The sequence below is a fragment of the Variovorax sp. GW821-FHT09D07 genome (assembly GCF_059416345.1).
In genome coordinates this window covers 77,081-101,482 of sequence record NZ_JBWKOY010000001.1, presented here as the reverse complement: position 1 = coordinate 101,482, position 24,402 = coordinate 77,081, and the positions used below count along the sequence as shown (strand labels likewise).

Here is a 24,402-nt window from a genome sequence, read left to right as displayed (position 1 = left end):
AGCCACCCATGCGCGCGCCCGCGCCCCCGCTCCCGCCGTATTTCCTGGAGGACCAGTTCGTGTGGCTTTCGATCGCCGCCTGGTGTGTGCTCCTGATCTGGCTGTGGCCGCGTGCCTCGCGCCAGCGGATGCTGCTGTGGGTGGGGCTCGCATTCGCGCTGCACCTGACGCCGGTGGTGGGGCAGGTGATTCGCGCGACCTCGGCGATCACCACACTGGGTACCGAGGTGCCGGCGGCCTTCTGGGCCCTGCAGGGGGTGAACGTCGCTGTGCTCTGCATGATCGTGGCCACCTGGTATTTCACGCGGCGCCGTCTCGTGCGCTACCGCCAGGCGCAGGCCGTGCTCGCCGAGCGCCGCCGCATCGCCAGCGACCTGCATGACGGCGTCGGCTCGCGGCTGGTGGCGCTCATGGCCAGCTACGACCCGCGCTCCGCCGACGCCCGCGAGCTGTCGATGGCCCTGCAGGCCTGCCTGCTGGAGCTGCAGCTGACGGTCGACTCCCTCGACGACCAGGCCGACACCAGCATCGGCGAGCGCCTGGGCCACTTGCGTTACCGGCTGCAACCGGCGTTCGACCGGCTCGGCATCACGCTCGTGTGGAACGTGCAGGACGTGGTGCTGGCGCCGCCGCTGTCGCCCGAGGCCGCGATGCAGCTGTGCCGCATCGCGCAGGAGGCCTTGTCGAACGTGCTGCGCCATTCGCAGGCGACCCGCGTAGAAGTGCGCTTCGGCCCGCGCGAACGCTCGCACGGCCTGGTGCTCGAAGTGCTCGACGACGGCCGCGGCCTGGATGCGGCGGCCGGCGAGGCCGGCGGCAAGGGCCTGCGCAGCATGCGCGAGCGCGCCGACGCGCTGCACGGCGAGCTGGCCGTGATGGACGCAGCGCCGCACGGGCTGCGCATCCGGCTCGTGATGCCCGGCGAAGTGCTGCCGCAGTCGGCGGTCGCGGCACCGGCCGAGAGCACGTTGTAACCATCCCGCACCGGTGCCCGGCGGGGGGCCTCGTCGCCTATGGCAAACTTCCGCGCTTTGCCAGGGACGCGCTCAAGACATGCAGAAAATCATTCGCCAGCTCGCCGTTGAAATCAAGGTCGGCGAGCACCAGGTGAAGGCCGCCGTCGAACTGCTCGACGAAGGCGCCACGGTTCCGTTCATTGCCCGCTATCGCAAGGAAGTCACGGGCGGCCTCGACGACATCCAGCTGCGCGAACTGGAAGCCCGGCTGTCTTACCTGCGCGAACTCGAAGACCGCCGCGTGGCGGTGCTCAAGGCCATCGACGAGCAGGGCAAGCTGACCCCCGAGCTGCGCGCCGCGATCGAATTCGCGCCCACCAAGCAGGAGCTCGAAGACCTGTACCTGCCGTTCAAGCAGAAGCGCCGCACCAAGGGCCAGATCGCCCGCGAATTCGGCATCGAGCCGCTGGCCGACAAGCTGCTGGCCGACCCCACGCTCGACCCGGCCGTGGAAGCCAAGGCCTTCCTGCAGCCCGCCACCACGCTGGACGACGGCAAGCCGGGCCCCGATTTCTCCACCGTTCCCCTCGTGCTCGACGGCGTGCGCGACATCCTGTCCGAGCGCTGGGCCGAAGACGCCGTGCTGGTGCAGCGCCTGCGCGAATGGCTCTGGAACGAAGGCCTGCTCAAGTCCACCCTGATGGCCGGCAAGGACGAGAACAACGCCGACATCGCCAAGTTCCGCGACTACTTCGACTACGACGAACCCATCGGCCGCGTGCCTTCGCACCGCGCCCTGGCCGTGTTCCGCGGCCGCGCGCTCGAGGTGCTCGACGCCAAGCTCGTGCTGCCCGTCGAGCCCGAGCCGGGCAAGCCCAGCATCGCCGAAGGCAAGATCGCGCTGCACCTGGGCTGGAGCCACGCCGCTCGCCCGGCCGACGACCTGCTGCGCAAGTGCGTGGCCTGGACCTGGCGCGTGAAGCTGGCGCTGTCGACCGAGCGCGATCTGTTCACCCGCCTGCGCGAAGACGCCGAGAAGGTCGCCATCAAGGTGTTCGCCGACAACCTGCGCGACCTGCTGCTGGCCGCGCCCGCCGGCCGGCGCGTCGTGATGGGCCTGGACCCCGGCATCCGCACGGGCGTGAAGGTGGCCGTGGTCGATTCGACCGGCAAGCTGGTCGAGACCGCCACCGTGTTCCCGCACGAGCCGCGCAAGGACTGGGAAGGTTCGCTGCACACCCTGGGCAAGCTGTGCGCCAAGCATGGCGTGAACCTCATCGCCATCGGCAACGGCACCGCCAGCCGCGAGACCGACAAGCTGGCCGGCGACCTCATCAAGCTGCTGGCCAAGATGGCCGCGCAGGCCGGTGCGCCCGAAATGACGGTCGACAAGGTCGTCGTCAGCGAAGCCGGCGCCTCCGTGTATTCCGCCAGCGAATTCGCCTCGCAGGAAATGCCCGATGTCGACGTGAGCCTGCGCGGCGCCGCGTCCATCGCGCGCCGCCTGCAGGACCCGCTGGCCGAGCTCGTGAAGATCGACCCCAAGAGCATCGGGGTGGGTCAGTACCAGCACGACGTGAACCAGAGCGAACTCGCGCGCACCCTGCAGGCCGTGGTCGAGGACTGCGTGAACTCGGTGGGCGTCGACCTGAACACCGCCAGCGTGCCGCTGCTCAGCCGCGTGTCCGGCCTGTCGGCCAGCGTGGCCAAGGCCGTGGTGCGCTGGCGCGAGGCCAACGGTGCGTTCTCCACCCGCAAGCAGCTGCTCGACGTGACCGGCTTCGGCCCCAAGGCCTTCGAGCAGAGCGCCGGCTTCCTGCGCATCCGCGACGGCGCCGACCCGCTGGACATCACCGGCGTGCACCCGGAAACGTATCCGCTGGTCGAGCAGATCATCGTCAAGACCGGCAAGCCGATCGCCGAGCTGATGGGCCGCGCCGACATGCTCAAGACGCTCAAGCCCGAGCTGTTCGCCAACGAGAAGTTCGGCGTCATCACGGTCAAGGACATCCTGGGCGAACTCGAGAAGCCCGGCCGCGACCCGCGCCCCGACTTCAAGGTGGCACGCTTCAACGACGGCGTGGACGACATCTCCGACCTCACCGAGGGCATGATCCTCGAGGGCACCGTGAGCAACGTGGCCCAGTTCGGCGCCTTTGTCGACCTGGGCGTGCACCAGGACGGCCTGGTCCACGTGAGCCAGCTGAGCCACAAGTTCGTCAACGACGCCCGCGAAGTCGTCAAGACCGGCGACATCGTCAAGGTCAAGGTGATGGAAGTCGACGTGGCCCGCAAGCGCATCGGCCTGTCAATGAAGCTCGACGCCGCGCCCGCACGCCGCGACGGCCCGCGCGACAACCGCTTCGAAGGGGCAGGGCGCGGCCAGCAGCAACAAGGCCGCCGCGACAACTCGCCGCAGCCGGCGGGGCAGATGGCGAGTGCGTTTGCCAAGCTGCAGGGGTTGCGCAAGTAAGCAGCCCGCGGACCGCACGTTTCTTGCAATCACCGTCGGCATGAAAGCCCTGCGCATCTACGCCGGCCCCGCGGCCCGCCAGCACATCGAGCAGCATGGCCTGCGTCCGCAGGACGTGCGCACCATCCCCGGCGCAGCGGGCGGGCCCAAGGGGCTGATCCTCGGGCCGCTCGATCGCTTCATTTTCGGGCGCTGGCTCACGCAGTCGAGCCAGCCGGTGGACCTGGTGGGTGCGTCGATCGGCGCGTGGCGGCTGGCGACGGCCTGCCTGGCGGATCCGGAGGCGGCCTTCGGGCGCTTCGAGCACGACTACGTGCGCCAGCAGTTCGAGGTGCCACCGGGCCAGAAGCGGCTCAGCCCGCACCAGCTCAGCGAACGCTTCGCGGAAAGCCTCGACACCTTCTATGGCGGACGCATCGGTGAGGTGCTGGGCCATGCGCGCTACCGGCTGCATGTGGTGACCTCGCGCGGGCGCCACATCCTGGGGCGCGAGGGCAGGGCGCGCACGCCGGTCGGCTACCTGGGCGCCTTTGCGAGCAACAGCCTGCATCGCAAGAGCCTGGGCGCCTGGCTGGAGCGCTGCGTGTTTTCCACGCCCGGCGCGGCCTTGCCCTTCGGCACCAAAGACTTCCGCACGCGCCAGCACGCGCTGAGCGAGGCCAACTTCAACCGGGTGCTGCAGGCCTCGTGTTCCATTCCGTTCCTGCTGGCGGCGGTGCACGACATTCCGGGCGCGCCGCGCGGCGCCTACTGGGACGGCGGCATCACCGACTACCACCTGCACCTGGACTACCAGCCCGCCGACGAAGGCATCGTGCTGTACCCGCACTTCCAGCAGGCGGTGGTGCCGGGCTGGCTCGACAAGGGGCTGCGCTGGCGCCACAAGTCGACGCGCTTTCTCGACCGCATGGTGGTGCTGGCGCCGAATCCCGAATGGGTGAAGACGCTGCCGCACGGCAAGCTGCCCGACCGCAAGGACTTCATCCGCTTCGCGAACGACGCGCAGGCCCGCATCGCGGCCTGGGGTCAAGCCACGCGCGAGGCGACGCGCCTGTCGGATGAGTTCGAGGCCTGGCTCGGCGACGACGGGCGCTCGCGCGACATCCTGCCGCTCTGAACCCAGCTTGTCCCGTCGGGGACAAACCCTGAGCGCCGGCGCATGAGGGCGCTTCGAGAATGGTCCGATCCATGCCATTCGAAGGGTTCCCGACCATGCCGCACGCCACGCTCTCCCGCCGCCGTTTTTCCCTCGCCACCGCGGCCGCCGCTGCCAGCCTGGCCGCACCGTCTTTCGCGCAAAGCGCCTGGCCGAGCAAGCCGATCCGCATCGTCGTGCCCTACACGCCGGGCGGCTTCACCGACCAGATGGCGCGTCTGGTGCAGGCGGGCCTGCAGACGCGCCTGGGCCAACCCGTGGTGATCGACAACAAGCCCGGCGCCAACAGCCTGATCGGCGTCGATGCCGTGGCCAAGGCCGCGCCCGACGGCAGCACCTTCGGCGTCGTCATCGCGGCCTACACGGCCAACACCACGCTGTACCCCAAGCTGCCCTACGACCCGCGCAAGGACCTCGTGGGCGTGTCGCTGATGGGGGTGTCGCCATTGCTCGCAGCGGTCAACAACGACGCGCCGTTCAAGACCGCGCGCGAGCTCATCGACTACGCACGCAAGCATCCCGGCAAGGTGAGTTTCGGCTCCTCGGGCAACGGCTCGGCCGCGCACCTCACGAGCGAGCTGTGGAAGTCGCTCACGCAGACCTACATGATCCACATCCCGTACCGCGGCGCGGTGCCTGCGCTGACCGACCTGATGGGCGGGCAGATCCAGCTGTTCTTCGATGCGCCCACGGGTCTCATCAACCAGGGCAAGGCCGGCAAGGTGCGGCTGATCGGCGTGGCCGGCGACAAGCGCCTGCCGGCCGTGCCCGACGTGCCTACCTTCATCGAGCAAGGCTTCGCGGGCTTCACCGGCAGCACCTGGGCCGGCATGCTGGCGCCGGCGGGCACGCCGCGCGAGATCGTCAAGCGCATGTCGGAGGAGGTGGCGCGCATCATCAAGAGCGACGAGACGCGCGCCAAGCTCGACGCCATGGGCACCTTCCCGGCGGGCAGCACGCCCGAAGAGTTCGACGCGTTCATTGCGTCCGAGGCCACCAAGTGGGGCAAGGTGATCCGCACGGCGGGCGTCAAGCTGGACTGAGCGTCCCACGCCGCTTCAGGGTGCCAGCACCAGCACCTTGAACTGGCTGGGCACGATGCGCATGCCCACGATGTTGCATCGGTTCTGCACCGCCAGGCTGGTCATGCGCGTGCAGGGCGTGCCCTTGAGCAGCACCGTGAAGGCGCCGGTGATGTGGCGCGACGGCCCCATGACCGTCTGCGACACCACGCCCATCAGCACGCCGGCGTTGTCGCCGTTGGTGATCGGCGTGGTGGTCGCCATGTTGTGCACGGGCGTGCCGCCGTACAGGATGTTCCAGGCGTTGGGCAGGGCCGTGGGCCCGAGCGCGATGTTGGGGTAGGGCACGGGCAGCGCGGGCGGTGTCTTGCAGACATCGGGAAACGCGAGGTCCATTCCCATCATCTGTGCGTTGGCGAACATGGTTCAGGCTCCTTGTCGGTATCAACCCATGTGGATCTGTTCGGCGTCGACCTTCACCAGCGCCTGGCTGGTGACGAAGGTGTTCCTAGCCTGCAGGCGCAGGCTTTGCGAGGCCTGCATGTCGATCTGGCCCGCGCGCACCTGCTCGACCTCTTCGGTGAGGCGAAAGCTCGAGCGCGTGAGCAGGCTCAGGCGGTCGAGCACGGTCTCGAGCGTGCGGCCCACGAAGCGGGCGACCAGCGTGGTCACGCGCACTTCGGCGCCGCGGTAGGCCATGTCGGTGATGTCCACCGTGGCCTTGTCGGCCCGAAGCGCGAACGTGGACGCCTGCAGCGCGATGCCGCCGCGCCGCGAGCGGATCGTGAGGTCGCCCTCGGCCACGAGCTGCGACTGGCTGGGGTCTGCCTGCGTGACGACGGCGATCAGGAACAGCTGCTCGCGCTGCGGCCCGGCCACGAGCACGACGTCGCCCACGGCGGGTTGCAGCAGGCAGCTCGCGGCGCGCGGGCAGTGCCAGGGCGCACCGCCCGGCTGCGGTTCGACGACGAAGCGGCCGTCGGGCAGCGATTGCACGACAGTGCCGAGCGCGCTGCCGGTCCAGGTCGGTGCGGCTTGCGCAGGCAGCGGCTTGCGCAGCAGTGCGTGCATCTCGGTCTCGGGCGTATTCGACGGCGGCGAAACGGCTTCGCGAAGGGCTCGGTGGTTCATGGCGGGGTGTCCTGTGAGTCGGGCGGCAGCGGCCGGCCGAAGGTGTCGCGGCCGGCGCGTTGCGGGCGGCTCGCACGGGCCGCGGAAAAGCGCTCGGCCTCGAACAGCGCTGGGTCGCTGTCGAGCACGCCGAGGCGATCGCTCCAGCGCACGCCGGTCTCGATCGCCCGGTGCATCTGGGTGCGGTGGAAGGTGGCGCCGCGCAGGTCGGCATCGGCGAGGTCGGCGTAGGAGAAATCCGCGTACACGAGGTGGCTGCGGGCGAACGCTGTGCGGCGGCAGCTCGCGCGGTGGAACACGCACTGTTCGAGCCGCGCGTCCGACAGGTCGGCGTCGTCGAGCCGTGCGCCGACCCACAGGCTCTGGTCGAAATGCCCGCCGCGCGCGTCCACCCGGCGCAGGTCGGCTTCGGGGAACAGGCACTGCGGCGCCTGCACGCCCGACAGCACCGCGCCTTCGAGCTTCGCGCCCTTGAAGTTGCATTGGCTCAAGCGCGCGCCGGCGAAGTTGCAGCCCGTCAGGTCGGCATCGATGAACTGGCACAGATGAAACGACTGCGCCGAGAAGTCCTGCCCCGCGAGGTCGGCCTCGCCGAAGATCACGTTGTGGAAGCTCGCGCCCTTGAAGTGCGTGCCGCGCAGCGCCGCGCGGTAGAAGACGGTGGTGTTCAGCGCCGTGTCGTCGAAGCGCGTGCCGTCGAGGCGGCATTCGCCGAACACCGCCTTCGTGAGGTCCGCGCGCTCGAAGCCCGCGCCGTCGAGCGTGCTCTGGTGGAAGGTGGCCTGGCCCGCCTGCGCCTCGGCCATGTCGGCGCCGCTCAGGTCGGCCTCGGAGAAGACGGCGTGGGCCATCGCTGCAGACCGCAACTGCGCACGGGGCAGGGCGCAGCGGTTGAAGGCGGCGTGCTGCAGGTCGGCGGTGTCGAGCACCGCGTCGTCGAAGCGGCAGCTGTCGAACACCGATTCGCCCAGCCGCGCGCCGCGCAGGTTCGCCCGGCGGAAATCGCAGGCGCCGAAGCTGCCGCCGCGCAGGTCCATGCCGTCGAAGTCCATGCCCTGGAAGTCCTGGTCCTGGAGGTGGTCGCCGCCGCGGATCTTCGCTGCCAGCTCGGCCGGCGTCATCGGGCCGGGTCCGCGGCGCGGCGCGGGAGGGTCTTGGCCTGTTCGAGGTGCGCGCCGTGCGTGTCGGTCACGCCGTCGATCAGGGTCTGCGAGACGTCGGCGCGGAACAGGTTGGCCTCGCGCAGGTCGGTGCGGACCAGGCGGGCCTTCTGGAGGCTGGCATGCATGAGGTTGGCGCCGCGCAGCGAGGCCTGTGTGAAGTCGGCGCGGATGAAGAGGCTTTCGGGCGCATCGCAGCCACTGAGGTCGGCGCCCGTGAGGCTGCAGGCCGACAGGTCGCAGGTGTCGAGCGTGGCACGCACGAAGCGCGCGCCGTCCAGCGGCATCTCGCGCAGGCCGCATTGCACCAGCGTCGCGTCTTCGAAGTCCATGGTGCGCAGGCTGCTGGTGCCGACGAAGCAGGTGGTGTGCAGGGTGGCGCCGCGAAAGACGATGCCGGTATCGCCCGGCGTGTGGGCCCAGGCGCAGGCTTCGAGCTTGGCGGCGCTGAAGTCGAGCCGCTCGGCGATGCACGAGATCAGCCCGACCTTGTGGAGCACGGCGCTGCGAAAGCTGCAGTCCTGCAGGCGGGTCTGTTCGAGGAAGGTCACGTAGGAAAGATGCGCTGCATCGAAGCGGCAGTGGTCGACCTGCAGGCCGAGCACCGTCAGGTGCTCCAGCGAGGCCTGCGAGAAATCGCAATGGTCGAAGTGCGTCTGCTCGAGCGTGGTGTGGTGCAGCTGCGCGCCGGTGAACACGGTGCGGACGCAACGGGCCAGGCTGAGGTTCGCGCGGTGCAGCACGCAGCCCGCGAGCGAGGCCCGCGTGAGGTGCGCACGCACGAGCACGGCCTCGGTGGCATCCGCGCCATCGAGCCGGGCGCCTTCGAGGTTCGCGTGTTCGAGCAGCGTGCGGTGCAGGCGCGCGCCGCGCAGGTCCATGCCCGACAGGTCGGCGCCCGTGAGGTCCATCTCCGAGAGGTCGCGCGTGGTGGCCATCGTCTCCTGCACGCGCCGGCGCGCCTCGGCGGCGCGTTCGCCTTCGAGCACGTCGGCGGGCGACTGGTGCTGCGCGCCCATCCGGTACATGTCGATCAAGCCACGCTGGCCTTTCTCGACCACCTCCGCGAAGGCCTGCTGCTGCGCGGGCGGCAGCGCGGACGTGCCCGTGGCGGCGGCGATGCCGAACATGCCCTGCAGCACGGTCTGCGCATCGAAGGCGGGCGGGCCCTTGGTCGTGGTGCGGTCGATGTTCGAGACCAGCTCTGCAGAGTCGAAACCGACCTGGCGTGACTCGGCCGCATTGCGCTGACCCGCGCGCTCGAGCTCGCGCCGGCCGTCTTCGAGCGCCTGGCGCTGGTCCTGCGTGAAGCGCCGCGTGCGCTCGACGAACTCGGGCAGCTCGGCGAGCGTCGGCGCCTTGCGAAAAGGCTCGGGCAGCGGCCGTTCGCGCAGCAGGCGCGGATCGTGGCCGGCCTCGCGCGCCTTCTCCATCATGTCCCCGCGCAACCGGTCGCCGCGCTCGCGCAGGTTGCGCACCAACGCGGACTCCTCGCCGTCGTCCAGCGTATCGAGCCACGGGCCGATGGCCTGCGCGGGCAGCAGCTCGTCGTCGCGGGCCGCATGCAGCGCGCCCGTCTCGGGATCGCAGCGGCGCTGGAGGAGGGCGAAGTAGTGCGCCAGCGGGCGCGGCGCATCGCCTGCGGCTTCGATGGCGGGCATCACATGCGTCACGTCGTCGGCGTCGTCTTCCACGATGTCGATCTCGCCATGGTGGATCAGCGCCACCTGCCCGCGGTGCGGAAAGAACCACGCCGTGGTGAGGCGCATGGGCACTTCGTCGAACTGCTCGGGTTCGTGGCTGGGGCCGTTGCGCCGCGCGATGAAGGCACGCGCACGCCAGTCGGGCAGGCGCCCGCGCTGCACCGGCTGCGTGGGGTGCATGTGCCAGATTTCGTAGGGCGTGTCGCCGGGAATGTGGTCGCGCGCGGGCCAGCGTTGCTGCGGCGGCGCGGCGTTGAAGAAGCGCCAGTCCATGTCCTCCGAAAAACCGGGGAACAGGTGCTCGCGCCAGTGGCCGTCGTACTGCCGGCCGATCAGGCGCATGCGGCTGGGCCGGGTCAGGTCGATCGCGCCGAAGCCGGCGGGCTCGGTCTCGCGGTCAGGCCGGGCGATGCGCTGCTGCGGGTCTTCGATGTTCGGCAAGCGCTGCACCTGCAGGCCGTTGACCGTCTCGAGTGCGTGGCCGATGCCCTGCGGGTTCTCGGCAAAGCCGGGGCCGCCGTAGGCGCGCGTGGCGTCGAGCCGCATCGATTCGAAGGGCTGCGGCGCGGTGGCGCGGCCGTCGAGCCAGAAGCGGTCGCCGAACACCAGCAGCTGGCGCGAAAGCTCGCCCACGCGCATCGCGACGGCACAGGCGGTCTTGTCGTCCTGATGGTGCGTGTACGCGTGGCCGGTGGCCAGGAACTCGGCGTGGGGTTTGGGAATGCCCAGGTCGATGGCGCCCGTGGGACCGAGCTCTTCGGCGGCGATCTTCCAGAACTCCGGCTCGGGCAGCAGCACGGGTGCGGCGTCCATCGACACCATGCCCATCAGCGTGACGCCCAGGCGTTGCTGACGGCCCTGCAGGAAGGGGCGTGTGATGACGCTCAGCCGCAGCGGCTTGACGGTTTTCAATGGGGGTCAGCTCCGTGCGGGTGTCACTTCGAGCGGCGTGCGCTGTCGGTCGACCGCCACCACATCGGGGTGCGCCGGGTCCTGGACCAGATGCAGGGTCGCGCCCGGCACCGCGAGGCGGGGCAGCAGCAGTTCGTCGACCAGCGTGCGCAGCACCACGCTCGGCACCGGGGACGACGGCGGCATCTGCAGCGTGAATTCGAGCGCGACCATGCACTGGCCATGGCTGCCCGGGCTGGTGAGCTGGTGCTCGGAGCGCCGCACCTGCGCCACCACGCCATGCGTGGCCACGCCGGCAAGGCCCAGGCGCTCGCCGATGCGCCGCTCCTGCGTGTACTTTCGCTGTTCGCGCGTGGCCGTGACGACCACCGCGACGCCGGCCAGCAACGCCCCGCCCATCATCACGGCGAAGACGCTCCAGAGGACCTGTTCCCAGACGGCCATCGGTCGGTCGATCGGCTCAGACCTTGACGGTCATCGCCTTGGCGGCGAAGGCCAGGCCGCCGCTGGCGATCTTCATGCCGATGTTCGCGACCTTGAGCATCTTCCCCTCGATCTCGGTCGCCGAGTTCTGCGAGCGGAACACCGCCACGTCGAGCCGGATGCCCGAGAACTGCGAGTTGAGGATGTAGTTCTGCTGGTGCAGCCCCCACAGGTCGAGCGCCAGACCGACCGCCGAAAAACGCGCCCCCACGCCGCCCGCGCGGTACCAGCGCCAGTCGTTGCTCTTGGCGTAGTTGTTGATGTAGGTCTTCGAGTTGTTCGTGTAGTCGTTCGTGATGTTCTTGTAGGTGTTGGACGTCGTGTTGTAGACGTTCGTGTTGATCACGTGCTGCGTCGTGTTGTGGATGTGGTTCGTGGTGTTGAAGGTCACGTCCGGCGAGGTGTGGACCGTGGGGCCGGTCACCGTGGTGTTGGACGGCCCGTTCACATGCACGGTGTTCGACGTGTTGATGATGTCGTTGCGGCCCGCGCTCACGAAGCGGATTTCCTGCCCGTCGATGGTGCCGTGGAAGCCGCCGCTGATGGCGAGCGTCACGCCGCCGGAGATGGTGTCGTTCAGCCCGCCGCTGAGCGTGCGCGTCTTGCCGCCCGTGATGCGCTGCGTCACGCCGCCGCTCACGGTTTCGCTGAAGCCGCCGGTCACGTCGCGCGTGTCACCGCCGGTGATGGTTTCCGTCGCGCCCGCGGTGATGTCGCGCGTCTCGCCGTCCTGGTAGGTGGCCGACTCGTGGCCCTTGATGAGGGTGGTGCGGGTGCCGTCGGTGGTGTGGGTCTCGTCGGCTTCCACTTCGACGTCGAGGTTGCGCTCGGCGTGCAGCAGGATCTGCTCGGCACCCGTGCGGTCCTCGAAGCGCAACATGTTGGCCTGGTTCGCCGCGCCGCCGGTGCTGGAGCGCGTGAGGATGCCGCTGGCTGTGGCGTTGGCGGGCAGCTCCCACGGCGGCATCTGGTCGCTGTTGTAGACGCGGCCGGTGATGATGGGGCGGTCGGGCTGGCCGCCGATGAAATCGACGATCACTTCCTGGCCCACGCGCGGCATGTGCATGGTGCCGTAGTTGGCGCCGGCCCAGTTGCTCGACACGCGCACCCAGCACGAGCTGTTCTCGTCCGACTGGCCGTAGCGGTCCCAGCGGAACTGCAGCTTCACGCGGCCGAAGCGGTCGGTCCAGATCTCCTCGGGGCCGACCACGGTGGCGGTCTGCGGGCCGTTGGTGCGCGGGCGCGGCGTGGTGCGCGCGGGTCGGAAGGGCACGGCCGAGGGCAGCACGGTGAAGTCGAACTCGCACACCGATTCGCTGCTGCCGCCGGTCGAGTACTCGGGCTCGCGCAGGTCGTAGCGCGTCCCGGTGACAAGGTACTCGCGGTTGTCGGCCTCGCGCGGGCAGTGCGTCATCTCGAACAGATGGCCCGGCGCCATGCCGACCACGTTGGTGTGGCCCGAGGCCAGCTCGTGCGCGCACTGCAGCTCCTGCAGGCGGATCTTCGCGTAGGCGTCGCCTTGCTGGTGCTCGCTGTAGCCGCCGAGCCATTCATAGACTTCGTAGGTCGCGTGGTCGTGGCCCTTGGGGTCCTGTTGCACGCTCTGCAGCGAGGCGCGCGACTTCCTGAAGTCGAAGTCGTCGAGCATCACGCGGCCCGAGGTGATCTGCTCGGCCACGCGCCAGCGGTCGATGCAGGGCTCCAGCGCATTCACCACGCGGTCGCGCGGGCGGTAGGGAATGCGGGCGTGGCCCAGCAGCTTGGCGTAGCCGCCTGCATCGTCGGCCAGCACCAGCAGGTGCGAGCCATTGCTGTGCTCGAAGTGGTACGCAATGCCTTCGTGCTCCATGAGGCGGCTCACGAAGGCGAAGTCGCTCTCCTGGTACTGCACGCAGTATTCCCACGGGCGGTAGCTGCCCGTGAGGCGCTTCTCGAACTGGAAGCCGTACTTGCCCAGCACCGCGTCGAGCACCTCCGGCACGCTCTGGTTCTGGAAGATGCGGCAGTCGGTGGTGCGCGTGAGGTACCACAGCCACGGCTGCACGAGCGCGCGGTAGATGTAGTGGCGGCCGGTCTCGTTGGCGCGCCCGACGAGCTCGAAGCGCACCACGGTGCCGTTGAGGTGGCGCGTTGCGCCGTCGTCGGCAATGGCCAGCGTGAGCGAGGTGCCGAGCAGGCGCTTCAGGTCGAGGTTGAAGCTGGTGCTGACCATGTCGACCTCGAACTCGAAGAGTTGCGAGAGTCCTTCGTGTCCCCGCATCGCGCGGAACTTGAGCTGCTCGGCGCTCAGGACGGTATGGACTTGGACGGTACGCGGCATTCGACACTTCCCTGACCCCTCGGGCTTTCACGGATGCGAAGCCTCTGCAGATGGGGCCAGGCCAGTATGAAAACGCCGCGTGTCACATCCATGACGCGCCACAGGCAAAAGGCCGTCGAAACGGCCTTTTGTGAAAGCGAATGCACGCCTGCGCAGCAGGAGTGACGCAAAGGTTTTACATCGACGCTTCGAGCATCGCCTTGTAGTCGTCGCGCGTGGCCAGCCGCGGGTTGGTCTTGTGGCAATGGTCGGCCATGGCGCCATCGATGATCTGTTCGAACATCGCGGGCGTCACGCCCACTTCGGCCAGGCCCTTGGGCAGGCCCAGGCGCGCGTTCATGTCGCGGATCGCGTGGCCGAGGTCGCCGGCCGAGTCCAGGTGCATGGCCTGCGCCATGCGCTGCAGGCGCTGTTCCTTCTGCACCGACTCGGCGCCCGAATTGAAGTGGATCACCGCCGGCAGGAAGAGGGCGTTGAGCGTGCCGTGGTGCAGGCGCGGATCGACGCCGCCCAGGCTGTGGCTCAGCGAGTGCACGCAGCCCAGGCCCTTCTGGAAGGCCATGGCGCCCTGCATCGACGCGCTCATGAGGTTCAGGCGCGCCTCGCGGTCGCTGCCGTCCTTGGTGGCGCGTTCGATGTGGCCCCAGGCACGCTCCAGGCCGTCGAGGCCGATGCCGTCGGCCGGCGGGTTGAAGGCGGCCGACATGAAGGTTTCCATGCAGTGCGCAATGGCGTCCATGCCGGTGGCGGCCGTGAGCCGGGGCGGCAGGCCGAGCGTGAGTTCGGGGTCGCAGATGGCGGCCTTGGGCATGAGGAACCAGCTGTGAAAGCCCAGCTTGCGGTGGTCGTCGACGATGACGATGGCGCCGCGCGCCACCTCGCTGCCGGTGCCGCTGGTGGTGGGCACGGCAATGAGCGGCACCGCGCGCTCGGTGATCTTGGGCGAGCCGCCTTCGATGGTGGCGTAGGTCTTGAGCGGGCCGTCGTGCGTGGCCGCGATGGCCACGCCCTTGGCGCAGTCGATGGCCGAGCCGCCGCCCACGGCGATGAGGCCGTCGCAGCGGCCGCTGCGGTAGAGCTCGACGGCGGCGCGCACCGCGGCCTCGGTCGGGTTGGAGGGCGTCTGGTCGAACACCGAGACCTCGAGATCGGCGATGGCGTCGAGCGCCTTCTGCAGCACGCCGGCCGCGCGCACGCCGGCGTCGGTGACGATCAGGGGGCGGTTGATGCCGATGCGCGCGCACTCGCTCGACAGGAGCTTGATGGCGCCGAATTCGAACTGGATCTGGGTGAGGTATTGGATGAGGGCCATGAGGGGGAACGCCCGAGGGCAGTACGATTGCTGACCGTTCGAATCTAACAAGAGGGGACATTCTTGCCCACCAACAAAACCCTTGCGTCTGTCGCACTGGGCTCAGCGCTGCTGGCCGCCTCGGCCCAGGCCGCCTGCCTCAGTGACACCCAGGTGGCCGACTTCGCCGCCGCGCAGGCAGCGCGCACGCCCGCCGCCGACATCGAGAACCTCAGCGAGGCCGACGCCGCCTGCACACGCGCCAAGCTCAACGTGCTGCATGCGCGCAACCTCGGTAACGTGGTCGGCTACAAGGCGGGCCTGACCAACCCCGCGGTGCAGAAGCGCTTCAACTACGACCAGCCCGTGTGGGGCGTGCTCTACCAGCGCATGCTGCTGGACAGCGGCGCGGTGGTCGATGCGGCCTTCGGCGCACGGCCGCTGTTCGAGGCCGACATGCTGGTGCGCGTGAAGAGCGCCGACATCCACAAGGCGAAGACGCCGGCCGAGGTGCTGGCCAACATCGACCAGCTCATTCCCTTCATCGAGCTGCCCGACCTCGCGGTGCAAACGCCGTCCAAGCTCAACGGCCCGGGCGTGGCGGCCATCAACGTCGGCGCACGGCTCGGCGTGCGCGGGCTGCCGGTCGATGTGCCGGCCACGGCCGACGGCCAGTCCTGGATGCTCGAGAGCCTGCGCGACATGCGCGTGGTCATGAAGGACGGGCAGGGCAAGGAACTGGCGACCGGCAAGGGATCGGACATCCTCGAACACCCGCTCAATGCGGTGGTGTGGCTGGCCGGCGCGCTGGCCAAGGAAGGCATCACGCTGAAGCCCGGCGACCTGATCAGCCTGGGCTCGTTCTCGCCGCTGCTGCCGCCCAAGGCCGGGCAGACGGTGGTGGTGAGCTACGAAGGGCTGTCGCGCATGCAACCGGTGGTGGTGTCTTTCAAGTGAGCACGACCACGACAGCGAACCGCCTCGCGCAACCCGCACTCACCCCGAAGATGGCCGGCGTGGTCGAGCGCATGGCGCGCGCGGGCCATCCGCCGCTGGACCGCCTCACGCCCGACGAAGCCAAGGCCTCGTATGAAAAAGGCGCGGGCGTGCTCGAGGTGCCCAAGCCCGAGCTGGCGCGCATCGAAGACTTCCACATCGCCGCGCGCGACGGCCACCCGATTCCCGCGCGGCTGTACGCGCCGTCGGCCGAGTTGCTGCCGGTGCTCGTGTACTTTCACGGCGGCGGCTTCACGGTCGGCAACATCCGCACGCACGACACGCTGTGCCGCGTGCTCAGCCTCAAGAGCGGCTGCGCGGTGGTGTCGGTCGACTACCGGCTCGCGCCCGCGCACAAGTTCCCGACCGCGTCGAACGACGCCTGGGACGCCTTCCAGTTCATCGCCACGCAAGGTGCCAGCCTCGGTCTCGACGGCACGCGCCTGGCGGTGGGCGGCGACAGCGCGGGTGGCACGCTGGCGGCCGTGTGCGCGATCCTGGCGCGCGATGCCGGCCTGCCGGTGGCGCTGCAGCTGCTCATCTACCCCGGCATGGCCGCGCACCAGGACACCGAGTCGCACCGACGCCATGTCGACGGCCCGCTGCTGACCAAGGCCATGATCGACTTCTTCTTCGCCCAGTACGTGAACACGCCCGCCGACCGCGACGACTGGCGTTTCGCGCCCTTGCTGGCCGACGACGTCGACGATGTGGCGCCGGCCTGGATCGGGCTGGCCGAGGCCGACCCGGTGGTGGACGAAGGCATTGCCTACGCCGACAAGCTGCGCGCCGCGGGCGTGGCGGTCGACCTGGAAATCTACCGTGGCGTGATCCACGAATTCATCAAGATGGGCCGGGCGATTCCCGAAGCGCTGCAGGCGCAGAACGACGCGGCCCGCGCACTGAAAGAGGCATTGAACCCATGAGCGAGAACAACAACACCCCGGTCCGCCGCGAGGACTTCCACTACTTCCACCGCCTGCGCGTGCGCTGGGCCGAGGTGGACATGCAGAAGATCGTCTTCAACGCGCACTACCTGATGTACTTCGACACCGCCATCGCCGACTACTGGCGCGCGATGGCACTTCCGTACGAAGAGGCGATGCACTCGCTGGGCGGCGACCTGTACGTGCGCAAGGCGACCATCGACTTCCGCGCCTCGGCCCGCATGGACGACGTGATCGACGTGGGCATGAAGTGCGCGCGCATCGGCAACTCGTCGATCATTTTCCAGGGCGGCCTGTTCCGCCAGGACGAGTTCCTGGTGGGCTGCGAGCTGGTCTACGTGTTCGCCGACCCGGCCACGCAGACCTCGAAGCCCGTGCCCGCGGCCCTGCGCGAGACGCTGACGGCCTTCGAGGCCGGCGAGCCGATGCGCACCGTCGAGACCGGCGACTGGGCCACGCTCGGCGAAGGCGCGAGCGCGCTGCGCCGCGCCGTGTTCATCGAGGAACAGAACATTCCCAAGGAACTGGAGTGGGACGCGCACGACGCCGTCGTGCTGCATGCGGTGGCGCGCAACCGGCTCGGCCAGGTCATCGGCACCGGCCGGCTGCTGCCCGCCGAGGACGGCGTCTCGCACATCGGCCGCATGGCGGTGCACCGCACCTTGCGCAGCGGCGGCCACGGCGCGGCCGTGGTGCAGGCGCTGGAAGACGCGGCCCGCGCGCGCGGCGACCGCGAGGTGGCGCTCAATGCACAGCGCAGCGCCGAGCGCTTCTATGCGCGACTCGGCTACGCGGTGCACGGCCAGCCTTTCGAGGAAGCCGGCATTGCGCACATCGAGATGCGGCGCGCGCTGCGCTGAGCTCAGCAGCGCCTGCGGTCAGTAGCGGGCCGGCGGGTCCGGCACGTAGCCGGGGTCCGAACCCGGGAACGGCGAGGGGCCCGACGGGCGCGGCCAGCGCTGCGGCACCGGAATGACGCCCGCGGCGACCAGGTTCTCGCGGCTGTCGTAGCGGATGCGGATCACCTCGTCGGGCTGCGAGCTGGCGCGCTCGAAGGTCGTCTTGCCGACGTAGGAGGTCTCGCGCCGTCCGTGGGCCGTGCCCAGGCTCGGGCTGGGCGCCGACTGGCGGGCCATGGCGCTGGCGGACGACTCGGCGGCCATGTCGGCATTGCCGGCGCTGCCGGCGGGCGGAGCCGCCTTGGTCCGCGCATCGCCCATCGACGACGGTGCCGGCGGCGCCTCGCTGCGCCGTTCGCGGCTGCTGTTGCTGTACTCGTCGCGCGACGGATAGGGCGTCACGACCGGCGGCGGCGGTTCCGGCCGGCGTTCGCGGAACATCGCGACGCCGATCACGCCCACGTCGTCGGGGCGGCCGGTGCGGCTCGCATAGGAGTTGCCGGCGGCGGCGAATTCGAAGGCCGCGATCTGCGAATCGCTCTTGCGCCAGCCCGCGATGTCGCTGCGCTCGCGCGGGCCGAACACGTAGCCGTTCTGGCCGACGCCGGCGGTTTCGCCGGTGACGACGTTGACGCCGTCCACCGACATCACGGCCATGATGCGTTCGCCCATCGCGTTGCGCGCCCGGATCGCATAGCGCGCGCCGGGGCGGCCGGCCACCCAGTACTCGCCGCGGTGGCGGTAGATCGGCAGCTCGGCGCCGCTCGTGCGGTCGACGATGCTGATGTTCATCAGGCCGCCGATGCGGCTGGCACCGGAGGGGTAGGGCCGCATCGGGCTTTCCGCCCCCGCCGACAGCGCGGTCAGGGCCAGGACGGTGGTGAGGAGAAGTCTGCGCTGCATCATGGTGGCTTCCTTGCCAGGAGTGGATCGATGCAGGCTTCTACGGCGGGGCCTCGCGAACGGGGTTAAGCGTCGCGCAAAAAAATGGCGCTGTCGGTGAGACAGCGCCAAGCGCCCCCGGAAAGAAGGCAGGGACGCAGGGGAAATCAGATGTCTTCGAGCAGCGGATAGGGCAGCGGCTCCACCGACAGCGCCGGTCCGCCGGGCGCCCCCGCGTGCAGGCCGCCGGCCTCGAGCGCGGCGATCTGGATGGAGATGAGCGCCGACCAGCCGCCGTCGGGTGCGGGCGCGGCCTGCGCCACGGTGCCCACGGGCTGTTCGGCGTCGTTGGCTGCGAACACTTCCTGGCCCGCGGCCAGCGGGGCGTCGGTCTGCGCGAGGTAGGTGCGGCGCTTGAGCGTGCCGCGGAACTGGCTGCGCGCCACGATTTCCTGGCCGGGGTAGCAGCCCTTCTTGAAGTTCACGCCGCCCACCGACTCGTAATTGATCATCTGCGGCACGAAGGCCTCGATCACCGGCGTGGTCAGCGTGACGATGCCGCTGCGCACCTCGCTCCAGGGCCACAGCGCGGCGTCGAGCGTGGGGCCCACGGGCGCCTTCTGGTCGGCCGGCGCGATCCACAGCGCGCGCGGCACGCCGTCGGCCGGGTACAGCGACACCACGCTGATGTCTTCGCCGATGGCCGTGCGGCGACCGGGCGGCAGGGCCGCATCGAGGCCGTTGGCGGTCAGGGCGGTGCCGGCCACGCCGTGCAGCGCGAACTGCTCGGTGGCGTCGGTCAGCTTGACCTTGGCGCGCAGCACGTACATCGACAGGCGCTTGAGCGTGGCCGCCAGGATGTCGCGGCTGCACACCAGCAGGATGAGTTCGGGCTGCGGGCGGATGCCGATGAAGCTGGCGATCACGCGGCCCTTGGCCGTGCAAAGCGCCGCCAAGCGGGCTTCGGTGGCGCCGAGCAGAGAGAAATCCTGCGTGAGCTGGCCGTGCAGAAAGCTGGCGGCATCGGGGCCTTCGGCGCGGATCACGCCGAGGTGGGGCAGGGTGCTCACCCCGTTGAGAACGACTGTGGTCATCGCTGAATTATCATGGCCGTGCCTGTTCCTTCGGGGCGGCAGGGATTCCCCGTCGCAGTGACGGGGCCGGCCGTTCCCGCGGGCCTGTGTCCATCGTCTGGCAGGCCCTTTTTCTTCCTCCGTCTTTTCCTCGGATTCGTGCGCAGCTTCTTCCTCACGCTCTTCCTGCTCGTGGCCCTGGCCATCCTGGCGCTCGGCGGCGCCGGTCTCTGGTGGGTGCACCAGCCGCTCAAGTTGCCGACGCCCAGCGTCGACCTGTCGGTGGAGCCCGGCACCACGCCGCGCGGCATCGCGCAGGCCGTGGCCGACACCGGTGTCGACGTGCAGCCTCAGCTGCTGTACCTGTGGTTCCGCGTCTCGGGGCAAGACCGCCAGATGCGCGCCGGCAGTTACGAACTGGAACGCGGTGTCACGCCCAAGCTGCTGCTCAACGTCCTGGTGCGCGGCGAGGAAGCCACGCGCAGCGTGGTGCTGGTCGAAGGCTGGAACATCCGCCAGGTGCGCGCCGCGCTCGCCAAGGCCGAACAGCTCAAGCCCGAAAGCGTGGGCATGAGCGAAGACGCGCTGATGGCCGCGCTGGGCAAGCCGGGCCTGCACCCCGAAGGCCGCTTCTTCCCGGACACCTACACCTACTCGAAGGGCTCGACCGACATCGCGCTGCTGCAGCGCGCGATGCGGGCCATGGACAAGAAGCTCGAGGCCGCCTGGGCGGCACGCGCGGCCGATTTGCCGCTCAAATCGGCCGACGAGGCGCTTATTCTGGCCAGCATTGTCGAAAAGGAGACAGGCAAGGCCAACGACCGCGCGGAGATTGCCGCCGTCTTCACCAACCGGCTGCGCATCGGCATGCCGCTGCAGACCGACCCGACCGTGATCTACGGCATGGGCACCGCCTTCGACGGCAACCTGCGCAAGCGCGACCTGCAGACCGACACGCCCTGGAACACCTACACCCGCGGCGGCCTGCCGCCCACGCCGATCGCCATGCCCGGCAAGGCCGCGCTGCTGGCGGCCGTGCAGCCGGCGCAGAGCAAGTCGCTGTACTTCGTCTCGCGCGGCGATGGCACGAGCCAGTTCAGCAGCTCGCTCGACGACCACAACCGCGCGGTCAACCGCTATCAGCGAGGCGGCGGCAGCCCTCAACCCAAGGCGACCCAATGAGCGACACCGGTCTGTTTCTGACGCTGGAAGGCATCGACGGCGCGGGCAAGTCGAGCCACCTCGACGCGCTGGAAGCCCGCTTCAAGGCGCAGGGCCGCACCGTGGTGCGCACGCGCGAACCCGGCGGCACGCCGCTGGCCGAGACGCTGCGCGGGCTGGTGCTCGAGCAGCCGATGAACCCGCTGACCGAATCACTGCTGGTGTTTGCGGCGCGCTGCGACCACATCGCCCAGGTCATCGAACCGGCGCTGGCGCGTGGAGAGGTCGTGCTGTGCGACCGTTTCACCGACGCCACCTTTGCCTACCAGGGCGCGGGGCGCGGCTTCGACACCGCCGTGCTGGCGACCCTCGAACAGTGGGTGCAGGCGGGCCAGGCCGGTCTGCCGGCTTCGCAACTGCTGCAACCCCAAGTGACCGTGTGGTTCGACCTCGCCCCCGAAATCGCCGCCCAGCGCCTGGCCGGCGCGCGCGTGCCCGACAAGTTCGAGGCTCAGCCCGTCGAGTTCTTCCGCCGCGTGGCGCAGGGCTATGCGGCCCGCGCCGCTGCCGATGCGTCGCGCTTCGTGCGCATCGACGCGAGCCAGGCCCGCGACCAGGTCTGGCAACAGATCGACACGGCGCTGGTGGCGCGTGGTGTGCTGTCGCCGGTGCAGGGAGCCGCGCGATGAGCGAGCCGGTGAACACGCTGACCCCGTGGCTGCGCCAGCCCTTGGCCGAACTGCTGCGCCAGCGCGGCCATGCCTGGCTGCTGCAAGGCCCGTCGGGCATCGGCCAGTACGAACTCGCGCTGGCGCTCGCCGCCGCCTGGCTGTGCGAACAGCCGGTGGAGGAGGGCGGTGCCGCCTGCGGCCACTGCGCGAGCTGCCACGCCATCGAGGTCCGCACCCACGCCGACCTGTGCGTGCTGATGCCCGAGGTCGCGATGCAGGAGCTGGGCTGGCCGCTCGACGAAAAGGCTCAGTCCGACATCGACGACAAGAAGCGCAAGGCCAGCCGCGAGATCCGGGTCGAAGCCATGCGCGACGCCGTCGGCTTTGCCCAGCGCACCAGCGCGCGCGGCCGCGGCAAGGTCGTGCTCGTGTATCCGGCCGAGCGCATGAACACCATCACGGCCAACGCGCTGCTCAAGACGCTCGAGGAGCCCGTCGGCGACGTGCGCTTCGTACTCGCCAGCGAGGCTGCGTGGCAGCTGCTGCCGACCATCCGCAGCCGCTGCCTGGGCTTCACGCTGCCGTGGCCCGAAACCGCCGAGGCCGAGGCCTGGCTGGCGGCGCAGGACGTGCCCGCCGCCGACGCCGCGCAACTGCTGCGTGCCGCGGGCGGACGGCCCAGCGATGCGCTGCGGCTGGCGCGCTCGGGCCAGTCGCCCAAGGCATGGTCGCTGCTGCCCAAGGCCGTGTCGCGTGGCGATGTGGGCGCGCTGGCCGACCAGGCGCCGGCCCAGGCCGTCGTCTCGCTGCAAAAGCTCTGCCACGACCTCATGGCCGTCGGCCACGGCGCCGAACCCCGTTTCTTCGACGCGGCCGACCTGCCGCCGGCCCCGCACAAGCTGGCGCTGGCGCGCTGGTCGAAGTCGCTCGCCGCCGCCGCGCGGACCGCCGAGCACCCGTTCAACGCCGGCCTCATGCTCGAAGCGCTTGTGAGCGAGGCGCGAAGCACCCTAAACTCTGCCGCTCGCCGCCCATGAACCAACCTGTCGCTCCCGCCGCTGCCGCTTTGTCTGCCACGCCCGCCCGGCCGAGCGTCATCCAGCTCGCCATCAAGGAAAAGGGCGCGCTCTACGCGGCCTACATCCCGCTGTTTGCCGAGGGCGGCATCTTCATTCCGACCACGCGCGAATACCGGCTGGGCGACGACGTCTACGTGCTGCTCACGCTGCCCGAAGACCCGCAGCGCTATCCGGTGGCTGGCAAGGTCGCCTGGATCACGCCGGCCCGCGCCGCCGGCAACCGGGCGCCGGGCGTCGGTGTGCGCTTTCCCTCGGACGAGAAGTCGCGCCAGCTGAAGGCGCGCATCGAAGCTGCGCTCGGTGGCTCCATGGCCTCCGACCGCCCGACCCAGACCATCTGAGTTCTTTCTCCGCCGCCGTCCCCGTGACGCGGAACTCCGGACACGGCGCGATCTCCCACAGGCGCGCCGCACTTCATCCTTTCCGATGTTCACCGACTCCCACTGCCACCTGACCTTCCCCGAATTCGCGGACCAGATGCCCCAGATCCGCGCCGCCATGGCCGCCGCCAAGGTCGACCGGGCGCTGTGCATCTGCACCAAGCTCGAGGAATTCGACGATGTGCAGGCGCTGGCCGCCAGCTACGACAACTTCTGGGCCAGCGTGGGCGTGCACCCCGACAACGAGGACATCGCCGAGCCCACCGTGGAAGAGCTGGTGCGCCTGTCGGCGCGCCCGCGTGTCGTGGCCATCGGCGAAACCGGCCTCGACTACTACCAGATGGAAGAACGCAAGGGCGGGCGGAGCATCGCCGACATGGAGTGGCAGCGTGACCGCTTCCGCGTGCACATCCGCGCCGCGCAACAGACCCGCAAGCCGCTCATCATCCACACCCGCGACGCCTCGGCCGACACGCTGGCCATCCTCAAGGAGGAGGGCGAAGACGGCGCGGGCAGGGCGGCCGGCGGCGTGTTCCATTGCTTCACCGAAACCGCCGAGGTGGCACGCGCCGCGCTCGACCTGGGTTTCTACATCTCCTTTTCGGGCATCCTGACCTTCAAGAAAGCCCAGGACCTGCGCGACGTGGCGGCCTTCGTGCCGCTGGACCGCATGCTGATCGAGACCGACAGCCCCTACCTGGCGCCCGTGCCGTACCGCGGCAAGACCAACAACCCGTCGTACGTGCCCTTCGTGGCGCAACAGATCGCCGAACTGCGACAAATGCCCGTAGAGGACATCGCCAAGGCGACAAGCGACAACTTCGAAGCTTTGTTCAGGGAAGTCAAATCATGAAAAACTACTTTAAGAAGTCGGTATATCTTGTTGTCATGGCTGCATCTTTTGCAGCACATGCCGGGTCGTTCGAAGACTTTTTCCGCGCCGTGCGCGGCGACAACGCCAGCGGTGTGCGCACCCTGCTGAACCGCGGTTTCGACCCGAACACGCGCGACGAACACGGCCAGACCGGCTTGATGCTCGCGTTGCGCGAGCCGTCGCCGAAGGTCATCCAGGTGCTGATGGAGTCGCCGCAGCTCAACGTCGACCTGGCCAACGCCAAGGACGAAACGCCGCTCATGCTGGCGTCGATCAAGGGCCAGCAGGACCTGGTGGTGCAACTGCTCAAACGCGACGCCGCCGTCAACAAGACCGGCTGGGCACCGCTGCATTACGCCGCCAGCAGCGGGCAACTGTCGATCATGAAGCTGCTGCTCGAGAACCACGCCTTCATCGACGCCCAGTCGCCCAACGGCACCACGCCGCTGATGATGGCCGCGATGTACGGATCGAACGACGCCGTGAAGCTGCTGCTGGCTGAAGGCGCGGATACGGCGATGAAGAACCAGCTCGGCATGACTGCGGTCGACTTTGCAGTGAAGGCCAACCGGGCGGAGTCTGCGGAGCTGATCAAGGCTGCTGGGGATGCGAAGGCGAATGGGGTGAAGGCGGTGCCGAACGATGGGAAGTGGTGAGCGGCTGGATGGGTTGAATGCGGCTGGGATGGCCCATCTGAAATCAACACAATGTGCATTATGTAAAATGATTTGTGTGCGTATGGAACGCTTGCCGCGGTGAACGTCTATTTTCAGAAATGTGTTCGCGGATTTTTCACAAATGTGTTCGCGACTTAATCCTTGGTCTACTGCTTT

Annotated in this window: 22 protein-coding genes; 13 read left to right on the top strand and 9 right to left on the bottom strand. The window is 69.3% G+C overall.

Features of this window, described 5'->3' with window-relative positions; genetic code table 11:
* Positions 1-8 precede the first annotated feature (8 nt).
* From AC07OX_RS00455 to AC07OX_RS00440, 4 genes are all read left to right on the top strand, one after another.
* Entirely contained in the window at positions 9-974 is a 966-nt protein-coding gene (locus tag AC07OX_RS00455) for a sensor histidine kinase (protein WP_139705837.1), read from the top strand.
* 79 nt (positions 975-1,053) lie between these two features.
* The gene (locus AC07OX_RS00450; RefSeq protein WP_070060629.1) at positions 1,054-3,429 is read left to right on the top strand and encodes a Tex family protein; all 2,376 of its coding nucleotides are present in this window, start codon (positions 1,054-1,056) and stop codon (positions 3,427-3,429) included.
* A 40-nt stretch (positions 3,430-3,469) separates the two neighbouring features.
* Positions 3,470-4,546: a phospholipase gene (locus tag AC07OX_RS00445; RefSeq protein WP_495262954.1), complete on the top strand. Its 1,077-nt coding sequence runs from the start codon at positions 3,470-3,472 to the stop codon at positions 4,544-4,546.
* A 95-nt stretch (positions 4,547-4,641) separates the two neighbouring features.
* Complete coding sequence (locus AC07OX_RS00440; protein WP_495263023.1) at positions 4,642-5,628, top strand: tripartite tricarboxylate transporter substrate binding protein; 987 nt, start codon at positions 4,642-4,644, stop codon at positions 5,626-5,628.
* A gap of 15 nt (positions 5,629-5,643) precedes the next feature.
* Here the strand turns inward: AC07OX_RS00440 and AC07OX_RS00435 are convergent, their stop codons facing one another.
* The 7 genes from AC07OX_RS00435 to gbd form a co-directional block, all read right to left on the bottom strand.
* Positions 5,644-6,030, bottom strand: a complete 387-nt coding sequence (locus AC07OX_RS00435) for a DUF4150 domain-containing protein (protein ID WP_056580973.1) — start codon at positions 6,028-6,030, stop codon at positions 5,644-5,646.
* A 21-nt stretch (positions 6,031-6,051) separates the two neighbouring features.
* Positions 6,052-6,738: a DUF3540 domain-containing protein gene (locus AC07OX_RS00430; protein ID WP_495262955.1), complete on the bottom strand. Its 687-nt coding sequence runs from the start codon at positions 6,736-6,738 to the stop codon at positions 6,052-6,054.
* On the bottom strand, positions 6,735-7,859 hold the full coding sequence (locus tag AC07OX_RS00425; protein WP_495262956.1) for a pentapeptide repeat-containing protein: 1,125 nt from the start codon (positions 7,857-7,859) through the stop codon (positions 6,735-6,737). Before AC07OX_RS00425 ends, AC07OX_RS00430 begins: the two co-directional genes overlap by 4 nt.
* Positions 7,856-10,513 carry a DUF2169 family type VI secretion system accessory protein gene (locus AC07OX_RS00420; protein WP_495262957.1) on the bottom strand — a complete coding sequence of 886 codons (2,658 nt, stop codon included), beginning with the start codon at positions 10,511-10,513 and terminating at the stop codon, positions 7,856-7,858. The genes AC07OX_RS00425 and AC07OX_RS00420 overlap by 4 nt, the downstream gene beginning before the upstream one ends.
* 6 nt (positions 10,514-10,519) lie before the next feature.
* A complete protein-coding gene (locus tag AC07OX_RS00415; RefSeq protein ID WP_495262958.1) occupies positions 10,520-10,957 on the bottom strand; it encodes a hypothetical protein in 438 nt (145 codons plus the stop codon).
* Between the two features lie 16 nt (positions 10,958-10,973).
* A complete protein-coding gene (locus tag AC07OX_RS00410; protein ID WP_495262959.1) occupies positions 10,974-13,316 on the bottom strand; it encodes a type VI secretion system Vgr family protein in 2,343 nt (780 codons plus the stop codon).
* A gap of 175 nt (positions 13,317-13,491) precedes the next feature.
* A complete protein-coding gene (gene gbd, locus AC07OX_RS00405; protein WP_095947634.1) occupies positions 13,492-14,628 on the bottom strand; it encodes a 4-hydroxybutyrate dehydrogenase in 1,137 nt (378 codons plus the stop codon).
* A gap of 63 nt (positions 14,629-14,691) precedes the next feature.
* On the opposite strand from gbd, the gene AC07OX_RS00400 reads away from it, so the two are divergent.
* The 3 genes from AC07OX_RS00400 to AC07OX_RS00390 are packed head-to-tail and all read left to right on the top strand — an operon-like array spanning position 14,692 to position 17,410.
* The gene (locus AC07OX_RS00400; protein WP_495262960.1) at positions 14,692-15,564 is read left to right on the top strand and encodes a 2-keto-4-pentenoate hydratase; all 873 of its coding nucleotides are present in this window, start codon (positions 14,692-14,694) and stop codon (positions 15,562-15,564) included.
* Between the two features lie 50 nt (positions 15,565-15,614).
* Positions 15,615-16,529: an alpha/beta hydrolase gene (locus tag AC07OX_RS00395; RefSeq protein WP_495263024.1), complete on the top strand. Its 915-nt coding sequence runs from the start codon at positions 15,615-15,617 to the stop codon at positions 16,527-16,529.
* Positions 16,526-17,410, top strand: a complete 885-nt coding sequence (locus tag AC07OX_RS00390) for a YbgC/FadM family acyl-CoA thioesterase (RefSeq protein WP_095745275.1) — start codon at positions 16,526-16,528, stop codon at positions 17,408-17,410. Before AC07OX_RS00395 ends, AC07OX_RS00390 begins: the two co-directional genes overlap by 4 nt.
* 18 nt (positions 17,411-17,428) lie before the next feature.
* Here the strand turns inward: AC07OX_RS00390 and AC07OX_RS00385 are convergent, their stop codons facing one another.
* Both AC07OX_RS00385 and ygfZ read right to left on the bottom strand, forming a co-directional pair.
* Positions 17,429-18,352 (bottom strand): hypothetical protein, encoded by a 924-nt coding sequence (locus AC07OX_RS00385; protein ID WP_492736198.1) that lies wholly within the window; start codon positions 18,350-18,352, stop codon positions 17,429-17,431.
* Between the two features lie 146 nt (positions 18,353-18,498).
* Positions 18,499-19,425 (bottom strand): CAF17-like 4Fe-4S cluster assembly/insertion protein YgfZ, encoded by a 927-nt coding sequence (gene ygfZ, locus AC07OX_RS00380; protein ID WP_070060618.1) that lies wholly within the window; start codon positions 19,423-19,425, stop codon positions 18,499-18,501.
* Positions 19,426-19,563: 138 nt separating this feature from the next.
* Here ygfZ and mltG point away from each other — a divergent pair, with 138 nt between their 5' ends.
* From mltG to AC07OX_RS00350, 6 genes are all read left to right on the top strand, one after another.
* Entirely contained in the window at positions 19,564-20,586 is a 1,023-nt protein-coding gene (mltG, locus tag AC07OX_RS00375) for an endolytic transglycosylase MltG (RefSeq protein ID WP_495262961.1), read from the top strand.
* Positions 20,583-21,254, top strand: coding sequence for a dTMP kinase (gene tmk / locus AC07OX_RS00370; protein ID WP_495262962.1), 672 nt, complete (start codon positions 20,583-20,585; stop codon positions 21,252-21,254). Before mltG ends, tmk begins: the two co-directional genes overlap by 4 nt.
* Complete coding sequence (locus AC07OX_RS00365; protein ID WP_095745274.1) at positions 21,251-22,273, top strand: DNA polymerase III delta subunit-related protein; 1,023 nt, start codon at positions 21,251-21,253, stop codon at positions 22,271-22,273. Before tmk ends, AC07OX_RS00365 begins: the two co-directional genes overlap by 4 nt.
* Complete coding sequence (locus AC07OX_RS00360; protein WP_307638204.1) at positions 22,270-22,656, top strand: PilZ domain-containing protein; 387 nt, start codon at positions 22,270-22,272, stop codon at positions 22,654-22,656. Before AC07OX_RS00365 ends, AC07OX_RS00360 begins: the two co-directional genes overlap by 4 nt.
* Positions 22,657-22,741: 85 nt before the next feature.
* The gene (locus tag AC07OX_RS00355) at positions 22,742-23,548 is read left to right on the top strand and encodes a TatD family hydrolase (RefSeq protein ID WP_492696194.1); all 807 of its coding nucleotides are present in this window, start codon (positions 22,742-22,744) and stop codon (positions 23,546-23,548) included.
* Complete coding sequence (locus AC07OX_RS00350; RefSeq protein ID WP_495262963.1) at positions 23,545-24,225, top strand: ankyrin repeat domain-containing protein; 681 nt, start codon at positions 23,545-23,547, stop codon at positions 24,223-24,225. The genes AC07OX_RS00355 and AC07OX_RS00350 overlap by 4 nt, the downstream gene beginning before the upstream one ends.
* Positions 24,226-24,402 lie beyond the last annotated feature (177 nt).

Excerpts from the sequence above, each read along its gene's own strand:
- AC07OX_RS00365 (WP_095745274.1), top strand. The coding sequence starts at position 21,251 with ATGAGCGAGCCGGTGAACACGCTGACCCCGTGGCTGCGCCAGCCCTTG.
- AC07OX_RS00425 (WP_495262956.1), bottom strand. The coding sequence starts at position 7,859 with ATGACGCCGGCCGAGCTGGCAGCGAAGATCCGCGGCGGCGACCACCTC.
- AC07OX_RS00395 (WP_495263024.1), top strand. The coding sequence starts at position 15,615 with ATGGCCGGCGTGGTCGAGCGCATGGCGCGCGCGGGCCATCCGCCGCTG.
- AC07OX_RS00360 (WP_307638204.1), top strand. The coding sequence starts at position 22,270 with ATGAACCAACCTGTCGCTCCCGCCGCTGCCGCTTTGTCTGCCACGCCC.
- AC07OX_RS00385 (WP_492736198.1), bottom strand. The coding sequence starts at position 18,352 with ATGCAGCGCAGACTTCTCCTCACCACCGTCCTGGCCCTGACCGCGCTG.
- AC07OX_RS00355 (WP_492696194.1), top strand. The coding sequence starts at position 22,742 with ATGTTCACCGACTCCCACTGCCACCTGACCTTCCCCGAATTCGCGGAC.
- AC07OX_RS00450 (WP_070060629.1), top strand. The coding sequence starts at position 1,054 with ATGCAGAAAATCATTCGCCAGCTCGCCGTTGAAATCAAGGTCGGCGAG.
- ygfZ (WP_070060618.1), bottom strand. The coding sequence starts at position 19,425 with ATGACCACAGTCGTTCTCAACGGGGTGAGCACCCTGCCCCACCTCGGC.
- AC07OX_RS00440 (WP_495263023.1), top strand. The coding sequence starts at position 4,642 with ATGCCGCACGCCACGCTCTCCCGCCGCCGTTTTTCCCTCGCCACCGCG.
- AC07OX_RS00415 (WP_495262958.1), bottom strand. The coding sequence starts at position 10,957 with ATGGCCGTCTGGGAACAGGTCCTCTGGAGCGTCTTCGCCGTGATGATG.
- AC07OX_RS00430 (WP_495262955.1), bottom strand. The coding sequence starts at position 6,738 with ATGAACCACCGAGCCCTTCGCGAAGCCGTTTCGCCGCCGTCGAATACG.
- gbd (WP_095947634.1), bottom strand. The coding sequence starts at position 14,628 with ATGGCCCTCATCCAATACCTCACCCAGATCCAGTTCGAATTCGGCGCC.
- AC07OX_RS00435 (WP_056580973.1), bottom strand. The coding sequence starts at position 6,030 with ATGTTCGCCAACGCACAGATGATGGGAATGGACCTCGCGTTTCCCGAT.
- AC07OX_RS00350 (WP_495262963.1), top strand. The coding sequence starts at position 23,545 with ATGAAAAACTACTTTAAGAAGTCGGTATATCTTGTTGTCATGGCTGCA.
- tmk (WP_495262962.1), top strand. The coding sequence starts at position 20,583 with ATGAGCGACACCGGTCTGTTTCTGACGCTGGAAGGCATCGACGGCGCG.
- AC07OX_RS00455 (WP_139705837.1), top strand. The coding sequence starts at position 9 with ATGCGCGCGCCCGCGCCCCCGCTCCCGCCGTATTTCCTGGAGGACCAG.
- AC07OX_RS00410 (WP_495262959.1), bottom strand. The coding sequence starts at position 13,316 with ATGCCGCGTACCGTCCAAGTCCATACCGTCCTGAGCGCCGAGCAGCTC.
- AC07OX_RS00390 (WP_095745275.1), top strand. The coding sequence starts at position 16,526 with ATGAGCGAGAACAACAACACCCCGGTCCGCCGCGAGGACTTCCACTAC.
- AC07OX_RS00445 (WP_495262954.1), top strand. The coding sequence starts at position 3,470 with ATGAAAGCCCTGCGCATCTACGCCGGCCCCGCGGCCCGCCAGCACATC.